Origin of the sequence: Algoriphagus antarcticus, from assembly GCF_002150685.1 — a bacterium.
Classification (GTDB): domain Bacteria; phylum Bacteroidota; class Bacteroidia; order Cytophagales; family Cyclobacteriaceae; genus Algoriphagus; species Algoriphagus antarcticus.
Genome location: NZ_MSSW01000105.1, coordinates 1 through 17,963, shown reverse-complemented (window position 1 = coordinate 17,963; position 17,963 = coordinate 1). Strand labels below are relative to the sequence as shown.

The 17,963-nt window shown below is 39.6% G+C and carries 18 protein-coding genes; 12 read left to right on the top strand and 6 right to left on the bottom strand.

Features of this window, described 5'->3' with window-relative positions; all coding sequences use genetic code 11:
- Nucleotides 1-685 precede the first annotated feature (685 nt).
- Both BVH04_RS24210 and BVH04_RS24205 read left to right on the top strand, forming a co-directional pair.
- Nucleotides 686-1,423, top strand: a complete 738-nt coding sequence (locus BVH04_RS24210) for an FkbM family methyltransferase (RefSeq protein ID WP_240511055.1) — start codon at nucleotides 686-688, stop codon at nucleotides 1,421-1,423.
- Nucleotides 1,423-2,202 (top strand): glycosyltransferase family 2 protein, encoded by a 780-nt coding sequence (locus BVH04_RS24205; RefSeq protein ID WP_086544034.1) that lies wholly within the window; start codon nucleotides 1,423-1,425, stop codon nucleotides 2,200-2,202. Before BVH04_RS24210 ends, BVH04_RS24205 begins: the two co-directional genes overlap by 1 nt.
- Here the strand turns inward: BVH04_RS24205 and BVH04_RS24200 are convergent, their stop codons facing one another.
- The gene (locus tag BVH04_RS24200) at nucleotides 2,203-2,913 is read right to left on the bottom strand and encodes a glycosyltransferase family 2 protein (RefSeq protein ID WP_086544033.1); all 711 of its coding nucleotides are present in this window, start codon (nucleotides 2,911-2,913) and stop codon (nucleotides 2,203-2,205) included.
- A 237-nt stretch (nucleotides 2,914-3,150) separates the two neighbouring features.
- Complete coding sequence (locus BVH04_RS24195) at nucleotides 3,151-4,353, bottom strand: pyridoxal phosphate-dependent aminotransferase (RefSeq protein WP_086544032.1); 1,203 nt, start codon at nucleotides 4,351-4,353, stop codon at nucleotides 3,151-3,153.
- Nucleotides 4,354-4,486: 133 nt separating this feature from the next.
- Between BVH04_RS24195 and BVH04_RS24190 the strand changes: the two genes are divergently transcribed.
- Nucleotides 4,487-5,338, top strand: a complete 852-nt coding sequence (locus BVH04_RS24190) for a toxin-antitoxin system YwqK family antitoxin (RefSeq protein WP_086544031.1) — start codon at nucleotides 4,487-4,489, stop codon at nucleotides 5,336-5,338.
- Nucleotides 5,339-5,341: 3 nt separating this feature from the next.
- Here BVH04_RS24190 and BVH04_RS24185 read toward each other — a convergent pair whose 3' ends face one another.
- Nucleotides 5,342-5,869 (bottom strand): lipid-binding SYLF domain-containing protein, encoded by a 528-nt coding sequence (locus BVH04_RS24185; RefSeq protein ID WP_169714511.1) that lies wholly within the window; start codon nucleotides 5,867-5,869, stop codon nucleotides 5,342-5,344.
- 210 nt (nucleotides 5,870-6,079) lie between these two features.
- Nucleotides 6,080-6,436, bottom strand: coding sequence for a YraN family protein (locus BVH04_RS24180; protein WP_086544030.1), 357 nt, complete (start codon nucleotides 6,434-6,436; stop codon nucleotides 6,080-6,082).
- A gap of 84 nt (nucleotides 6,437-6,520) precedes the next feature.
- Here BVH04_RS24180 and lipB point away from each other — a divergent pair, with 84 nt between their 5' ends.
- Genes lipB through BVH04_RS24150 form a run of 6 tightly spaced genes read left to right on the top strand, consistent with a single transcriptional unit; the run spans nucleotide 6,521 to nucleotide 12,252 of the window.
- The gene (gene lipB / locus BVH04_RS24175) at nucleotides 6,521-7,243 is read left to right on the top strand and encodes a lipoyl(octanoyl) transferase LipB (protein ID WP_086544029.1); all 723 of its coding nucleotides are present in this window, start codon (nucleotides 6,521-6,523) and stop codon (nucleotides 7,241-7,243) included.
- Complete coding sequence (locus BVH04_RS24170) at nucleotides 7,243-7,644, top strand: hypothetical protein (RefSeq protein WP_086544028.1); 402 nt, start codon at nucleotides 7,243-7,245, stop codon at nucleotides 7,642-7,644. Before lipB ends, BVH04_RS24170 begins: the two co-directional genes overlap by 1 nt.
- Before the next feature lie 9 nt (nucleotides 7,645-7,653).
- Nucleotides 7,654-8,403: a 3'-5' exonuclease gene (locus BVH04_RS24165; RefSeq protein WP_086544027.1), complete on the top strand. Its 750-nt coding sequence runs from the start codon at nucleotides 7,654-7,656 to the stop codon at nucleotides 8,401-8,403.
- A 53-nt stretch (nucleotides 8,404-8,456) separates the two neighbouring features.
- On the top strand, nucleotides 8,457-10,658 hold the full coding sequence (gene rnr, locus BVH04_RS24160) for a ribonuclease R (RefSeq protein WP_086544026.1): 2,202 nt from the start codon (nucleotides 8,457-8,459) through the stop codon (nucleotides 10,656-10,658).
- Complete coding sequence (locus BVH04_RS24155) at nucleotides 10,621-11,619, top strand: polyprenyl synthetase family protein (RefSeq protein ID WP_086544025.1); 999 nt, start codon at nucleotides 10,621-10,623, stop codon at nucleotides 11,617-11,619. Before rnr ends, BVH04_RS24155 begins: the two co-directional genes overlap by 38 nt.
- Nucleotides 11,620-11,622: 3 nt before the next feature.
- Nucleotides 11,623-12,252 (top strand): rhomboid family intramembrane serine protease, encoded by a 630-nt coding sequence (locus tag BVH04_RS24150; RefSeq protein WP_086544024.1) that lies wholly within the window; start codon nucleotides 11,623-11,625, stop codon nucleotides 12,250-12,252.
- Nucleotides 12,253-12,815: 563 nt separating this feature from the next.
- On the opposite strand, the gene rpmA is transcribed toward BVH04_RS24150, so the two are convergent.
- Together rpmA and rplU are read right to left on the bottom strand one after the other, a co-directional pair.
- Nucleotides 12,816-13,076 (bottom strand): 50S ribosomal protein L27, encoded by a 261-nt coding sequence (gene rpmA / locus BVH04_RS24140; protein ID WP_086503232.1) that lies wholly within the window; start codon nucleotides 13,074-13,076, stop codon nucleotides 12,816-12,818.
- Between the two features lie 34 nt (nucleotides 13,077-13,110).
- Entirely contained in the window at nucleotides 13,111-13,422 is a 312-nt protein-coding gene (gene rplU / locus BVH04_RS24135) for a 50S ribosomal protein L21 (protein ID WP_086544022.1), read from the bottom strand.
- A 588-nt stretch (nucleotides 13,423-14,010) separates the two neighbouring features.
- Here rplU and BVH04_RS24130 point away from each other — a divergent pair.
- From BVH04_RS24130 to BVH04_RS24120, 3 genes are all read left to right on the top strand, one after another.
- Nucleotides 14,011-14,991, top strand: a complete 981-nt coding sequence (locus BVH04_RS24130; RefSeq protein ID WP_086544021.1) for a ribonucleotide-diphosphate reductase subunit beta — start codon at nucleotides 14,011-14,013, stop codon at nucleotides 14,989-14,991.
- Nucleotides 14,992-15,028: 37 nt separating this feature from the next.
- On the top strand, nucleotides 15,029-17,428 hold the full coding sequence (locus BVH04_RS24125; RefSeq protein WP_086544020.1) for a ribonucleoside-diphosphate reductase subunit alpha: 2,400 nt from the start codon (nucleotides 15,029-15,031) through the stop codon (nucleotides 17,426-17,428).
- A gap of 81 nt (nucleotides 17,429-17,509) precedes the next feature.
- Nucleotides 17,510-17,959, top strand: a complete 450-nt coding sequence (locus tag BVH04_RS24120; protein ID WP_086544019.1) for a DinB family protein — start codon at nucleotides 17,510-17,512, stop codon at nucleotides 17,957-17,959.
- Nucleotides 17,960-17,963: the final 4 nt, after the last annotated feature.

Here is a 17,963-nt window from a genome sequence, read left to right as displayed (position 1 = left end):
GACTGGGGTAAACCAGAATTCAAGGTGTCTTTGAATCTTTGATGCTATAAATTTTCTACTGGCAAGATTCCGTATAATCACATAAAAAAAATGAGTGTTCGCTTTGTTGCACGTTCCGGAAAAAAGTTAAATCTTGATTCTAAATCGGATCAAATTCCCCCTTTCTCAAAGGGGGTAAGGGGGATTTTAGGAAGCAAATCAGTATTTAATTTGGTGACGTGCAGGATTGCGGATACTCATTTAAAAAAAACTGAATTCCAACGATAGTATAAAACCTTATAAAGCATTCTTGGAACGAGGCCTATTTTTTCCTACCCTTTATATTTCGTAAAGCATTTGATAATAAGCAAGCTGTCACTTTTGACCCAATATGAAAAGGACAAGTATCTTAGCTTGGTAAACCTTTGATTCTTATTAGGTCTAATTCAGCGATAATATTCAGTTTAGAAATTAAGCCAGAAACCTGAAGTTTGAATAGCCAGTCGTTAGGTCAATAGACGAAATTGATAAATATAGTCGGGGACTAGAATTTTAAATTTGTTTGTATTTTTGAGGAAATCAATTTTCTATCCTACAATTCAACCCACCAATCTTGCAAACAGCTAATTTATCTCTCAAGCGAAAAATTCAAAATAAGTGGAAAAAGTATCGCTTCCATTTGAGCGCGACACAAAACCCGATTTTTTTGGGATTTTATAAATATTTCTACAGTCCAAAAAAAGGAAGTCTAAGTGAATTTCTTAGCGCTTATTCGCTTGCTAAAAAGGGGGATTTCACGGTAATACAGATTGGTGCCAATGACGGAATAAGTAATGATCCAATTCATAAATTCATTAAGAGAGACAACTGGAAAGGTGTACTACTTGAGCCTCAAAACTTCGTCTACACTGAATTTACGCAGAAAATCTACTCAAAGAATGTTGGAATAAATGTCTTAAATGCTGCTATAGGATCTGAGGACGGTACGCTGCCGATGTATAAAATAGGATTTTCTACGACCCGTTGGGCAACTGGCCTTTCATCATTTTCAAAAGAGCAAGTCCTCAAAGCCTATGATAATGGTATAGTAGCTTACAACTGTAAAAAATATGGAGAGACTATTCCTGCAGACAAATCAAAATGGACCAGTCAGGAGGAGGTAAGGGTGATCTCTCCTGAAAGTCTGATCCGGGAATTTGATATTAAGAAAATCGATTTGCTTCAAATAGATGCAGAGGGCTTTGATTTGGAAGTAATCCGGATATTTGATTTAAAAAAGCATCAGCCAAAAGTAGTCATATTCGAAAATGCAGGTTTATCTGAAACTGACTATCAGATGGCGTTGAAAATTTTGAGAGAAGCAGGCTACACCACCAAGAGATTTGGGGACAACGATTTAGCCATTAAACAGCCAATCAGTGAATTTAAAAAATTTCTTAAATAATGTCTGAATCTCTGGTTACAGTTGTGATTCCTGTATATAACGGCGAGAAATATTTGGAAGAAACTATCCTTTCTGCGCTTGACTCACATCATAAACCGCTCGAAATAATCGTAGTAAATGATGGCTCTACCGATAGTTCACTGGCGATAGCTTCTGGACTTGCCGAAAATCATCCTCAAATAAAGATAATCAGTCAAGCCAATGCTGGAGTTTCTGCCGCATTAAATACGGGTTGTAAAGCCGCATCAGGCACTTACTTATTCCCTTTGGGAGGGGATGATTTTATTTCAGAAGATTACCTTTCAGAGGCTGCTAAGGTTTTAGACGAAAAGCCCGATGTAAAAGTGGTCTATTGCGAAGCAGAAAAATTCGGTGACTTTGGGAAGAAGTATTGGAAGCTCAAGCCATTTAGCAGAAACTTATTGGCAAGAGATAATATGATTTTCGCCTGTTCCCTTTTTCGGAAAACTGATTGGGAAGCTGTTAATGGCTTCTCTGAAGACATGAAGATGGGCCGAGAGGATTGGGAGTTTTGGATCAAAATTCTAAAAAATGGTGGCGATGTCGTGAAATTACCTTTCACCGGATTTTTTTACAGGATTCATGCTGGAAGCAAAAGAAAGAAAACTGGAACCAATCAAAAGAAAAGAGAACGAATAGCCTATCTGAATTCCAAACACATGGACTTTTTCGAGCGGGAATTAAACGGTCCACTTCGCTTCCAACGGACTTGGTCCAAACCTTATAACACTATACTTAAACTTTTTGGGAAGCTCTGATCAGATCTTATCCATTCCTTTCCAAAACTTTAGGAAATAGTATTTAAGCGGATTGCTGTATTTCAGTTGTTTCCATGGTCTGCTTGCATGCGGTCTATGCCAGACGGGAGCCTTCATCAACACATGATTTTTGAATCCAAGCTCGATCGACTTTTTCGAAATAAACGTATCGTACCAATCTTTTGCTTCATCCAATCCCATGAAATCGTAGGCTTTCAAAAAATCTCTAGAGAAAAGCGTGCAGCAAAAGCTCAAACTTCTGGAAGTATCAATTACCGGATCTTTCACTCCTTTGAATTTCAAATAAGGAAAGTTCACCACGCCGTTTCTATCAACTGTCACAGAACCCACTAAGCCAGATTTACTGCTTGTTTTTTGAAAATTCAGCAAGTCTGCAATCGTTTCTGACTTCACGACTACATCTGATTCAATGACTAAAAGTGGTAAATTAGCTTCATTAGCGATCTTCTGAGCCATCTGTAGCACGAGTTTATAGTTCGGCGAAGGATGTTTGGTATGATCTTCCAGATGGACCAACTCATAGCCTATCTCAGAATTATTTTGCTCTAATCCTGCCTTGGTCTCTTCTGTACTGAAATCATTAAAAATAATATGCCTTACGCCAACTGTCGAACTAGCAATAGCTCTTGCAGTATCCAAAGTAGTTTCAAGAGAATTTTTAACTGGGGTGATTACGATTACTTCGGCCATACAGTAAATTTTACCAAAAATAGGCCTTTCTTCTGAGGCAAAAAATAACCCCGACGTTTGCCGGGGTTAAGAATTAATATTTACTAAATCCGCTTTTTAGACAGTAATGGGTTAAACTTTTACAAAATATGATAAACTTAAAGATTTAGGCCACTTCGGTCTCCTACCTCAAGTCTTCGGTCAGTAAAACAAAGAAAATCGCCATACCTACTTCATTAATGATAAATTGAAAATATATTAAGCTAGCTCACCTAGCGATTTTTTCATTCTACCCATCGCATCTACCAATTCTTCATCAGATGCTGCGTATGATAGTCTAATACACTCAGGCGCACCGAAAGCAGCTCCAGTCACTAAAGAAACGTGAGCTTCAGCCAATAGATAGAGACAAAGGTCATCTGCATCTTTCACATCATGGCCTTTGGCAGACTTACCAAAGAAAGCAGTCACGTCCGGGAAGAAATAAAATGCTCCTTCAGGAACGTGGGTTTTGATACCTGGAATATCACGAAGTAAATTCAACACCAACCCTCTTCTTCTTAGGTAAGCATTTGCCATTTCAGTAGTGGGAGTTTGATCTCCAGAGATACCAGCCAGAGCAGCTCTCTGAGCGATGCCCGTTCCTCCAGAAGTGAACTGACCCTGAATTTTCTCTACAGCTTTTGCCATCCACACTGGTGCACAGATATAACCAACTCTCCAGCCAGTCATGGCATATCCTTTAGAGAAACCGTTGACCGTAATAGTCTTTTCGAACATTCCCGGAAAAGATCCAATGCTATAGTTTCTTCCTACGAAGTTGATCTTCTCGTAGATCTCATCAGCAATCACCATGACATTCTCATGCTTTTTCACCACTTCCGCGATTGCTTCTAGCTCTTCCTTGCTAAATACAGATCCTGTAGGGTTACATGGAGAAGAGTAGATCACACCTTTGGTATTTGGAGTGATCGCAGCTTCCAACTGAGTAGCAGTAGCCTTGAAGTTATTCTCCATAGTACCTTGGATCAACACAGGAATGCCTCCCGCCAACTTGATGATCTCGGCATAGCTCACCCAATAAGGAGAGAAGATCACTACTTCGTCACCTTCATTGATCATGCACATAAATACGTTGGCGATGGAATGCTTGGCTCCGGTAGAAACTACGATGTTTTCAGCTTTTGCCTCTGCGATCTCATTCTCTTCGCGAAGCTTCTTTGCGATCGCTTCCCTCAGATCCTGATAACCTGCTACAGGAGGATATGAAAAGTACTTTCCTTCGTCGATTGCATCTTTTGCAGCCACTTGGATATGCTTCGGAGTCTTGAAGTCAGGCTCACCTAAACTAAGGCTGATGATGTCAACACCTTGTGATTTCAGCTCTCTTGCTTTTTTTGCCATGGCAAGAGTGGCTGATTCCTCCATATTGATTATCCGGTCTGATAAAATAGAATTCATTGTTTGAGAGATTTTTTTACGAATTCCCCAAAAATAGAGAGAAGATTATAAAATCTAAACAATCGGTGGCTTTTGATCTCTAAATGTTATTTTTGGATAAAATACACCGAAGTAAATTGCGTTTTTATAAACGATGAGTAGATATTATATCAGTTTTATTTTCCTCCTACTTCTGAGCAGAGTTTCTTTTGCCCAAGAAGAAGGATCAAAACCCAAATCAGATCCAGATTCGAGTGGTGTCGTGAATTCAAGCCTGCTTCCCACCACTATGCCTTTGCTGCTTTTTGATGACTCAAAGGAGAAGGAAGAAAAAAAGGAGAAAAAGAAGAAAGCCCGCAAGAACGAATGGTTCGGAATCAAAACCCGAAAAGGCTACACCCGCCAAGAAATTCGCGGCCAGCAGATCTTTGAGCACTTCAATTATACAGCTGATACTCGTAGTGCGGATCCTTATATTCGGGACGTTTATTGGTTTGATCCCCAAGAAAAAAGCATTAAAACAAAGGACTATGTGACAGGAAAAGGATATTTGCTTCACGGACCTTATGAGCGTGTAATCAATGAAGAAGTGGTCGAAAGTGGCATGTTTTTCTACGGCACAAAGCATAAAACCTGGATGCTCTTTGACTCTAAAAACATCTTACAGGACAAAAATCACTTTGAAGCAGGCTGGCCAAGAGAATCGCGAACTCGCTATTTCGATCAGTCCACGAAGACAATCCAAGAGATCATCCCCGTACAATATGGACTAGAGGAAGGAAATTACTTCTACTTCTATGAAGATAAGCAAGTGGCTGTGACGGGAGAATATCAGTTCGGTGAAAAAGTGGGACTCTGGACAGAATATTGGGATACCAATAACACCAAAGCCATCCGAAAACGTGAGGTTCAATATCAGGAAACTGCCTATACAAAAAATTTCCGCCCTTACATTCGTGCTGAATGGGATAAGGACGGAAATTTAGTCTATCGAAAAGACAACTGATTTTTAGTTATCTCTGAATTTGAACTGCTGACCTCCTACTGAGGCTTCATACATCAATCCGCCTTTGGTGCGTGTGAAAACAGCTACACCATCCACATACTTAGCATTCAAAGAAGCACCTGAAGCGGCTGCCACTGCAGAGACCTGAGCTGACATTTCAACTTTACTGTTTCTAAAACGATCAAAAGCTTCTTGGTCTTCGAAAAACACCACTTCAGAATACGCTTGGCCTCCAGCCTGGAAGCCAATAGTAATCTGAGTCATTTTGGCAAAACCGACTTTGCTTCCTCCTTGGTATGCAACTCCATTTCCAGCAGCTCCGCCGATTCCAAATCCACCTTTACCTACATTTGGCAAAATAATGTACCCATATGATGAGTCAAACATCTCTTGCATGCTAGGATCATCATCTAGAAAGGAAGCTTTTGCGTCTGCCGCATCTTCTATTATTCTCTGATCTTTCGTAGAGTCTTGCGCAAAGCCTACCAATGCCAATAAGCCAAAAAAGAAAGTTAATGTCACTTTTTTCATAATTACTATAAAATTAGAATGGGGTAAATAATTAATATGTATGTACGCTTTTCTGCCGGTAAGCGAATTCTCTTTGGTCAATGGGTTGGAAGACCCGCCACGGCGAGGCAGGCCGATGACCGAATACTTGGGTAAACCAGAATTCAATATGTCTTCGGATTTTCGATCCTATAAATCTTCTACGGGCAAGATTCTAAATAATCATAATAATTAATAAAATGCGTCTTCAAAATGTCGAAAATTGACATTTCCATGCCGATCCTTGTAAACGCCCACAATGTCAAAACGGATGTCATTGTGCCAATCATTCTCATAGATATATTGATCAGCGGCTTTGATCACCAGTTTCTTTTTAGTGGAATCCACAAACTCCTCTGCAAATCCAAAGCCAGTTCCCGACCTGAATTTGATTTCTATAAAAATTAACAGTCCACGATGCTTCATGATTACATCAATCTCAGCATGTCCGTGTCTGTAATTTTTGTCTACAAATTCATATCCTTTGGTCACCAGCCAGTCAGCTGCCAGTTGCTCCGCAAGTTTTCCAGAATCGTTGTGATCAGCCATCTTGGATATTTGTTTAATTTTGAAAAATCAATGAACGAACCAGTTGCTGGCTCAGTTGAAAAGTAAATCCCTCGGGACTATCCGATGAATGAAATTATCAATAAAAAAGTAGAATTCCGAGATCTTGGGAATCTCGATTACCAAGAGGCCTGGGATTATCAGGAGAAGCTATTTGCAGAAACGGTCGCTTTGAAAATCAGAAATCGGTCTTTGGCGCCAGCTGATCAATCACCAAGTGAAAACTACATTCTCTTCCTGGAGCATCCACACGTATATACCTTGGGAAAAAGTGGAAAGGAAGAAAATCTGCTTTTGGATGAAAAGGGGTTGAAAAGCCACCAAGCCCAATATTTCAAAATCAACCGTGGTGGCGATATCACGTATCATGGCCCAGGGCAGTTAGTAGGTTACCCTATTTTGGATCTCGACAATTTCTTTACTGATATTCACAAATACCTGAGGTTCCTTGAAGAAGCAATCATTTTGACTCTAGCAGATTATGGCGTTGAAGCTGGAAGAATACAAGGATTAACTGGTGTATGGATAGACCATCTGGTGCAAAAAAATCCTAGGAAAATCTGTGCGATGGGTGTAAAGTCCAGCCGCTGGGTTACTATGCACGGCTTTGCATTCAATGTAAATGCAGACATCAGCTACTTTAGACACATCATCCCCTGCGGAATCGATGACAAAGCGGTGACTTCATTGCATCTAGAGCTAGGAAGACCAATGGATATGCAAGATGTCAAATCAAGATTAAAGCAGCATTTGATCGGATTATTTGAAATGGAGAACATAGAAGTATAATGAAAAAAGACATAGATTTTCACCCAGTGACTGGGGTAAAGCTTGCTATCGCAAAAGAAGAAACTGCCACAGGAACAGAATGGGCCGTGTACATCATCAACTTGAATTTGATTGAGCTGAAGAATGTCATGATCACTTCAAAAGGCTATGGGGAAATAAATGGAGAAGTAAAAAAAACATCTACACTTCGACACATGCTCAACGAGCTAGGTGAGCAAGCTGTAGCGAAAGTGGAACCGATTGACCCTTCCGTTTTTATTTTAAACAATGAATTTTGGGTGAGTTATTATATTTTGGATCAAATTTTTGATAAAAAGTTTATCTTTACTTCTGGCAGTTTTGACTCAGGATTCATCAAGATGATCCCCGAAATCGGCCTAGAAGGAGTTCTCCACGCATAACAATAGCTTATGGCTGATTTTTTTGATCAACTGAATGACATTCTTTTTCTAGACATAGAGACAGCTTCATTGACTGAGAAATTTGAAGATCTGCCAGAGCGGATTCAAGAAGAATGGCTCAGAAAAGAGCGAATCATCCAATCTTCAGAAGATAGGCACGAACCAGGCTCATTGTACTTTGACCGAGCTGGCATACATGCTGAATTTGGGCAGGTAGTCTGTGTGGGCGTGGGCTATTTTCAGTGGAAAAAGAAAGATAAAAAATTAGCCTTCAGATCGAAATGTTACGCAAATGAAGACGAAAGGGAACTTCTTTTGGATTTCAAGGCTTTGTTAGAGAAGAAAAAATGGATTCTTTGCGCTCACAACGGAAAAGAATTTGATTTCCCATACCTCTGCCGTAGGATGCTAATACAAGGCGTATCTTTGCCAGAACCTTTACAGATCTCAGGGAAAAAGCCCTGGGAAGTTCGCCATCTCGACACGATGGAGCTTTGGAAGTTTGGAGACTATAAACATTACACCCGCTTGGAGCTTTTAGCTTCAGTTTTTGGAATCCCATCTTCAAAAGATGATCTTGATGGAAGTCAGGTCAATACTACTTTTCATCTGGAAAAAGACGTAGAAAAAATCAAAAAATATTGCCTGAGAGATGTGGAGGTCACAGCTCGAGTATATATGGCTATGCATCCGCAATCGGATGACTTAGAAATAGAAATCATCCATATAGAAGATTCAAAAAAACATCACAAAGATTAATGGGCGCAGGGACATAAATCTTTTTACCTTAACCCTAATCAACAACCCAAATCATGGGAAGAAAATCAAACAAGAAAAACACAAGTAAAAATCAAGGAGGAAAACAAACGAACACAGCTAGCTTGGCTCAACGTATCCTTCAATTTTTAGACGCAAATTTTGGAGAAGAATTTAACTCCAAGCAAATTATCAAGAAGCTCGAAATCCGAGACGCCCTCACTAAAGGAGGCGTAGAACCAGTGCTAAGCAAACTCGTAGAAGCTGGCTCAGTTTCCCGAAATCCGAGAAATTATTACTCATCCACGCAGGATCCTGAATTCATCGAAGGAATTGTGGACTTCGTAAATTCGCGATTTGCTTATATAGTCCCGCTCGATCCAGAGAAGATTGATGGCGATATTTTAGTCAAAGAAGCTGATCTCAAGCAAGCACTTGATGGAGACAAAGTTCGTGTGATGGTCTTTCCACTCAAAGGAAAAACTGGCCGAGTAGAAGGCAAAGTTCTCGAAGTAGTGAAAAGAAGCAGAGACGAATTTGTAGGACGAGTGGAAATCTCACCTCGCTTTGCATTCATCGTTCCAGATTTCAAGAAAATGCACAAAGATATCTTTGTTCATAAAGGAGATCTGAATGGTGCCGAGCATGGAGAAAAAGTAGTAGTCAAACTCACCGAATGGAGAGATGGAGATAAGAATCCTACAGGAGAAGTAACCCGAGTACTCGGCAAAGCTGGCGAGCATGAAGTAGAAATTCACTCCATCATGGCAGAATTCGGATTGCCATTCGAGTATCCTGAGGAGCCCGAAAAGGAAGCAGAAGCTATTTCAGAGAAAATCACTGCTACAGAAATAAAGAAACGAAAGGATTTCAGGGACGTTTTGACGTTCACCATTGATCCTGCTGATGCAAAAGACTTCGATGATGCTATTTCCTATAGAAAACTAGAAAATGGCAATCACGAAATCGGTGTACACATCGCTGATGTGACGCACTACGTGCAGCCAAAAACTGCCTTGGAAAAAGAAGCTTATAATAGAGCTACCTCTGTTTACTTAGTGGACAGAACAATTCCTATGCTTCCGGAGCGATTGAGTAATGGACTTTGCTCTCTTCGTCCCAAAGAAGATAAACTTACTTTTGCCTGTGTATTTGAAGTGGATGACGAAGCGAATGTGAAGAAACATTGGATTGGCAGAACAGTTATTCATTCTGACCGAAGGTACGCTTACGAAGATGCTCAGGAGAATATCGACAATCAGTCTGGTGATTTCTATCAGGAACTCACCTTACTTAACGTAATGGCAAAAAAAATCCGCCAACGCAGATTCAAGCATGGTGCTGTTAACTTCGAAACAGTAGAAGTGAAGTTCAAGCTTGACGAAAAAGGCAAGCCACTTGGCTTGTTCATCAAAGAGCGAAAAGATATTCATAAGCTCATCGAAGAATTCATGCTCCTTGCAAATAAATATGTTGCTGAGTTTATTTTCAATAAGAATAAAGGAAAAGACACTTTCGTCTATCGTACACACGATTCTCCTGATATGGATAGATTGGACACTTTCTCGGGCTTTGCAAAGCGATTTGGCCATGCTTTCGACATTGAGAACTTGAATACTATTTCCACTGCGCTGAACAAACTGATGGAAGATATTCAGGGTAAACCTGAGCAAAATGTCTTAGAGCAGTTGGCGATTCGAAGTATGGCAAAAGCCAAATACACTACTGAGCCAAAAGGGCACTTTGGACTTGCTTTCGCTCACTATTCTCACTTTACCTCTCCTATCCGTAGATATCCGGATATGATGGCACACAGGTTACTTGAGCTTTATCTTGAAGGTGGAAAATCCCCTGATGCTGAAGATTGGGAACAAAAATGTGTGCATTCTTCAGAGCGTGAAAAACGTGCTGCAGATGCAGAGAGAGCTTCTATCAAATACAAGCAAGTGGAATTCATGTCGCTTGCAGAAGACAAAGACTACGAAGGAATTGTGGCAGGAATAACGGAATGGGGAGTTTTTGTGGAGATCACAGAAACAAAGTGTGAAGGCATGATTCGTGTCCAAGACATGGACGACGATTACTATGACTTTGACCAGAAAAACATGCGTTTAGTTGGTTCGAAAACAAAAAAAATGATCACTTTGGGCGATAAAGTGAAGGTCAGAGTAGTTAACACCGATATTGACCGCAGAACGATAGATTTGGAATTTGCTGATAATGACAAGAAAAAACCACGCGCACGAGCTATTAGGTAAGCTGGAGGCATTCATCCAAGACCTCCCTAGTGCAATCGGAATAAGAAAATCACCCCGAGAACTCTATGACCCTATCACCTATATTTTAAGCTTGGACGGAAAAAGAATCCGTCCTCTGCTTAGTTTACTGGCGTATGGAATTTACAAGCCCAATCCAGAAGAGATCCTGAGTCAAGCTACTGCCGTTGAAGTCTTCCACAATTTCACACTGATGCATGACGATATTATGGATGATGCACCACTCAGAAGAGGAAAAGATGCTGTCCATATAAAATGGAATAAGAATGTCGCAATACTTTCTGGTGATGTAATGCTGGTAAAAGCGTATGATTTACTCCTACCAACGGAAGCCGATAAACTTGGAGAGGTGATTCGCTTGTTCAACAAGACAGCTTCAGAGGTTTGCGAAGGTCAGCAATTCGATATGAATTTTGAGACTTTAGAGTCAGTGCATGAAGATGAATACCTCAACATGATTCGCTTGAAAACGGCTGTGCTTGTGGGATTTGCATTACAACTCGGTGCCTTACTAGCTGGAGCAGAGAATGGTGATGCACAGAAACTATATGATTTCGGTATGAACATAGGAGTTGGATTTCAGCTTAAAGACGACTTACTAGATGTCTATGCGGATCAGGCTAAATTTGGAAAGCAGGTTGGAGGAGACATCATATCTAATAAAAAAACATTTTTGTTAATCAAAGCACTTGAACTGGCAACAGGAGAAGATGCTGAAGCGCTAAACTATTGGCTCTCACAAACCGAATTTGACAAAGAAGAAAAAGTATCAGCTGTTCGTACAATTTATGAAAAGTTAGGAATTAAAGAACTTGCTGAAGCTAAGATGAACTCCTATTTCGAAGTTGGATTTGCCCAATACGAAGCTATCCATTTCAAAAACGAAGATTATTTCCTCGAATTAAAAAAAATAACTCAGGACTTAATTCACAGAGAAAAATAATAAATGACCTTATCTATTACAGTTGTCCTGATTATTATCACTGCTATAAGCAGCTTTTACGGAATCAATAATGCAGCTTTCATGGAACGCTGCATGTTCACCCCCTACAAAATCAAGCGAAACGGCCAGTGGGATCGATTCGTAACTTCTGGATTTATCCACAAAGACTACATCCATCTTTTCTTCAACATGTTCACCTTCTACTTCTTTGGAGGTGTAGTGGAGCAAGTCCTTGCTTATAAATTTGGTGTAGTGATGGGTGGTGCAGTCTATGTGCTGTTCTATCTTTTAGGAATCGTCATTTCTGATATTCCTACTTATCTAAAAAATCAGGACAATAGCTACTACAGGGCACTGGGAGCCTCAGGCGGAACAGCTGCAACAGTATTTGCCAGTATCATTATCCTACCGCTTTCGGACATCTGTCTGTTTGGAATTCTCTGCTTACCTGGATTTATTTTGGGTGTCCTTTTTCTCCTTTATTCATATTTCAAAGGGAAGAATCAAGATGATGCTATCAATCATGATGCCCACCTCTATGGAGCAATTTTCGGAATAGTGTTTATTTTAGTTATTTCCCCCGAAAGCGCAACCACATTTATAGCTCAAGTGCTGAGCTATAGACCATTTTAAAACATTCAACATTCCAAAAACTGCCCGTCTGATAATTTGTCAGTTGGGCTTTTTTCTGAAGTCTTAGCTAGTGAATATCATCGTTTGATTAGCCTCATGGCAATGCCTTGCTGACCTAAATGAAATACAAATAAAGTAAATGCAGATTTCGAGGCTTCTTAGATAGTATGGTTCTACCCTTAATTTAGTGGGGATATAGATCTAAGCCACCATGGAAAAACCTTAAATGACGCTTCTCAACACTGATTTTAAAATCAATAATAGTCTAAAATGTTATTTTTTTGGGTCCAACTCAGGAAACTTGAACAAATCAATCGTGCGCTCTCCGCGAAAACTTATGCTAATGGGCTCATCGAACTAATTTCTCCATTCTGGTTAAGAGACTTTCATATAAAACACCTATGCATAAGAAATTCACAAAGTGGAATGAGAGAGAAAAGCCCGATTAGCACTACCGATGGGTCAAAAGAAAAGCGATCTTTGCGATTTCTCAGCGGTAAAAAACTTTCATAAAAAAAGCTCCCTCAAATGAAGGAGCTTTCACAATTAGTTGATTGCTTAGATTAAGCTTCTGCTGGCAATACGCTTACGTATGATCTGCCATCAAATTTCTTTCTGAAGGTAACAACACCGTTGGATGTAGCAAACAATGTATGATCTTTTCCAAGACCTACATTCTCACCTGGGTGATGCTTAGTCCCTCTTTGTCTTACGATGATATTACCAGCGATTACTACTTCGCCACCAAATTTCTTCACGCCCAATCTCTTGGATTGTGAGTCTCTACCGTTTCTGGAACTACCGACGCCTTTCTTGTGTGCCATGGTTTTATTCTTTTATTGTTTTCGAAGAGAAAACTTAGATTGTAATACTTTCTATCAAAACTTTGGTGAAATCCTGTCTGTGACCGTTCTTCTTTTTGTAGCCCTTGCGGCGCTTCTTTTTGAAGACGATGACTTTATCACCTTTTACATGATCTAGGACCTTCCCAGATACCTTCGCTCCTACCAAAAGGGGAGCGCCTACGGACACAGTTCCATCAGCTTCTGCTAATAGTACCTGGTCGAATTCGATGGAAGCGCCAGTTTCTAAGTCTAACTTTGGGGCATAGACGAACTGATCTTGTGTTACTTTGAACTGCTTACCTGCGATGTTTACAATTGCGTACATAATTCTTGATTCTTTTGAAATCGGAGTGCAAATATAGGTAAGTTATAGAGAAGAAAAAAACCAGTCTCTGAAATATTCCTTCTGATTTAAGCTGAAACTTAGCAATTCATCTTTTTTGGACAAAAATTACCTTAATAAGTCGAGGGCAGAAAGACAATTATATTCTAAAATGATTTCAAAAATCCACATTGATTTTCACTCAACAGATTGATGGTCAAAAAATTGAAGTGCAAAATTATTTATACCAAATACCTGAATTAAGTTCAATAGTGATCTTGAATTTTGGTTGAAAATCTTTTTTGGCATTATTTCAAATTATTTCAAACCCCTGAAAATAGCTCATTCAATTAATTTAAAGGTGTATTGAATAATATCTAACCTATTGATTAAATGAGCTATATATAGCTCTTGACTTTTGTTCAAAAAAGGTCCTAAACTGATACTTTACAGGTTTTATTTCCCAATTTTGATTCACATATTTGTTTAAAGGCTGTTCTGAAAAGGCAGCCTTTCTTATCCTCTATCCAAGTGGGTATCTTTAGTAGAGTAGGAGAGCAAATTCATTACGATTAAATAACTCAAGTAGCAATGCAGAACGAACCAATATTAGAAGAGAATAAAAATCGCTTTGTTTTATTCCCAATACAGCATAATGACATTTGGCAGTACTATAAGAAAGCAGAAGCTAGCTTTTGGACTGCCGAAGAGATTGATTTAGGTCAGGATATGGTGGATTGGAAGGCATTGAATGATGGTGAGCGTCATTTCATCTCTCATGTATTGGCATTTTTTGCTGCCAGTGACGGAATTGTAAATGAAAATTTGGCCGAGCACTTTGTATCTGAGGTTCAATATACAGAAGCTAAATTTTTCTATGGCTTCCAGATCGCGATGGAAAACATCCACTCAGAAACCTATAGCCTTCTCATAGATACATATATTAAAGATGCAGTGGAGCGTGATAAGTTGCTACACGCAATCGAGCATATTGACTGTGTAAAGAAAAAAGCTGATTGGGCTTTAAGATGGATCGACAATGGAAACTTCCAAGAGCGTTTGATCGCTTTTGCTGCAGTGGAAGGGATTTTCTTCTCAGGTTCCTTCTGCTCTATATTTTGGCTAAAGAAAAGAGGATTGATGCCAGGACTAACTTTCTCTAATGAGCTTATATCTCGTGATGAAGGATTGCACTGTGACTTTGCCTGTCACCTTTATACCCAACATCTAAATAATCAGTTACCAAAAGAAACGGTAAGAGGGATCATTCGGGACGCTGTGGAAATCGAAAAAGAATTTGTAACTGACGCCTTACCAGTACGACTCATAGGAATGAATTCTGATCTGATGTGTCAATACATTGAATTTGTAGCAGATAGACTGCTAGACGAATTAGAGTGTGAAAAAATATGGAATAGTACGAATCCATTCGACTTCATGGATATGATTTCGCTTCAGGGAAAAACCAATTTCTTCGAAAAAAGAGTTGGTGACTACCAAAAAGCCGGAGTAATGAAAACTACAGATGGGCCTGACGATTCACCGAGATTCTCCATTGGTGAGGACTTCTAATCAACCCTTTTTCCATCAACCAAAAAAAACTGAATAAATGCTAGTATTAAAAAGAGACGGAAGGCGAGAATCAGTACGATTCGACAAAATCACAACCAGAATTGAGAATCTCTGCTATGAGCTGGATCCAAGATTTATTCAGCCTATAGACGTTGCCAAAAAGGTGATCGATGGCTTGTACGATGGTGTATCCACTACTGAGCTAGACAATTTAGCTGCGGAAGTTTGTGCATCCCTGACTGTGAAGCATCCAGATTATGCGATCTTGGCTGCGAGAATAGCCATCTCTAACCTTCACAAGACTACTAGCCAGTCTTTTTCAAATACCATGAAAAGGCTTTATACCCATGTAAATCCAAAGACTGACGAAAATGCAGCTTTGCTAGATCCAGAAATATATGGCATCATAAAAAATCATGCTGCAAAACTAGATGCTGCGATTGATTACAAAAGGGATTTTGGGTATGATTATTTTGGATTCAAGACTTTGGAGAGAAGTTACTTGATCAGATTGAATGGGAAAGTAGTAGAACGTCCTCAGCACATGTTGATGCGAGTGGCCGTCGGGATCCACAAAGAGGACATGGAATCTGTGATTGAAACGTACAATCTTCTGTCTGAGAAATGGTTTACGCACGCCACTCCCACCCTTTTCAATGCTGGCACACCTAAGCCTCAGCTTTCATCTTGCTTCTTGCTAACGATGAAGGATGACAGCATTGACGGGATTTACGACACATTGAAGCAATGCGCTAAAATCTCCCAATCAGCTGGAGGAATAGGCCTTTCTATTCACCATGTAAGAGCTAAAGGTTCCTACATAAAAGGCACAAATGGGGTTTCCAATGGTATTGTGCCTATGTTGAGAAACTTTGACATGACAGCACGTTATGTTGATCAAGGCGGAGGAAAAAGAAAAGGAAGCTTTGCAATTTACCTTGAGCCTTGGCATGCTGATATCAAAGATTTCTTGGAACTAAAGAGAAATCACGGTAAAGAAGAAATGAGAGCAAGGGATTTGTTCTATGCCCTTTGGATTCCAGATCTATTCATGAAGCGCGTAGAGCAAAACTTAGAATGGTCTTTATTCTGTCCACATGAAGCTCCTGGACTTTCTGATTGTCACGGAGAAGAATTCGAAAGATTATATACGAAATACGAAAGAGAGGGAAAGGCTCGTGAGACAATTAAAGCACAAGAACTTTGGTTTGAAGTCCTTGAATCTCAAATTGAGACTGGTACACCATACATGCTATATAAAGATGCAGCTAACGGGAAGTCAAACCAGAAGAATTTGGGAACGATCAAGTCTTCAAATCTGTGTACTGAGATTATCGAGTACACAGCGCCAGACGAAGTAGCCGTATGTAACTTGGCTTCTATTGCTCTTCCAAAATTTGTAACCGCTGGACCTGATGGGAAATTATTCTTTGACCATCAAAAATTATATGAAATCACTAAAGTAGCCACCAAGAATCTGAATAAGGTTATTGATGTAAATTACTATCCTGTCGAAGAAGCTAAACGATCAAACTTCCGTCACCGTCCTATAGGTTTGGGGATTCAGGGTCTTGCAGATGCATTTATATTGTTACGCATGCCTTTTGATTCACTAGAAGCGAAAGGATTGAATGAAGATATTTTCGAAACCATGTACTTTGCAGCCGTGGAAACTTCCATGGAACTTGCCAAAGTTCAAGGTACCTACGAAACTTATGAAGGCTCTCCAGCATCTCAAGGAGAATTACAGTTTGACCTTTGGGGTGTGACTCCAAAGTCTGGAAGATGGAACTGGACTGAAGTAAAGGAGAAGGTTAAGAAGTACGGCATGAGAAATTCACTATTGGTGGCTCCCATGCCAACTGCTTCTACTTCTCAGATCTTGGGCAACAATGAATGCTTTGAGCCTTACACTTCAAATATCTACAGCAGAAGAACGCTTTCTGGCGAGTTCATCATTGTAAATAAGCATTTGATGAAAGACCTAATCGCGCTTGGTCTTTGGGATGATACCATGAGAAATAGGTTGATCTCCACCAATGGATCTGTACAAAACATACCAGGAATTCCTCAGCACATCAAAGATCTCTATAAAACCGTGTGGGAGATTTCACAGAAAATCATTATTGATATGTCTGCTGATCGTGGAGCTTATATCTGTCAATCTCAAAGTATGAATATCTTCATGCAAGATCCTAACTTCGGTAAGTTGACTTCTATGCACTTCTATGCTTGGAAAAAAGGATTGAAGACAGGCATGTACTACTTAAGATCTCAAGCGGCTACAAGTGCTATCAAATTCACTCTTGATAAATCTGGATTTGAGCCAAAGGTTGAAAAAGCTCAGCAGGAAATCTTAGAAGTAAAATCACAAAAACAAGATGCCATCGCATGTTCACTGGATGATCCAGAAGGATGCGAAATGTGCGGGAGCTGAGAATTCAAGTTCAATAATTACTAAAAAGCGTTTGAGAAATCAAGCGCTTTTTTTGTAACTTAAAATTAAAGAAACCCAATTATGTATATTAAGATGATTGAAAAAAAACTTGAGAAATTAAAAGCTGATACTCAAGCACAATTTGGAATAATGACACCACAACATATGGTAGAACATTTAACCGTAACCATTAAGATATCATACAACAGAATTAAAATCCCTGAGTTTGAATTAAGTGAAAAGCAAAAGTTTCAGAAAACAGCACTTCTAGACACTTCCATAGAATTCCCTCAAGGGGTAAAAGCTCCAGGAATGAATGTTGGCGAGTTAATGGCTTTGAGGAGCTCAAACCTAAAGGAGGCTAAGGAACAACTCTTAGCTAGTTTAACTGATTATAATACATTCTTTGAGATGGATCCGACTGCAACTACTATTCATCCAAGGTTTAGTAAGTTAAACTATGCTGAATGGGAAAGATTTCATCCTAAGCATTTTAAGCACCATTTCAAGCAATTTGGAATTTGGGAATAAGTAA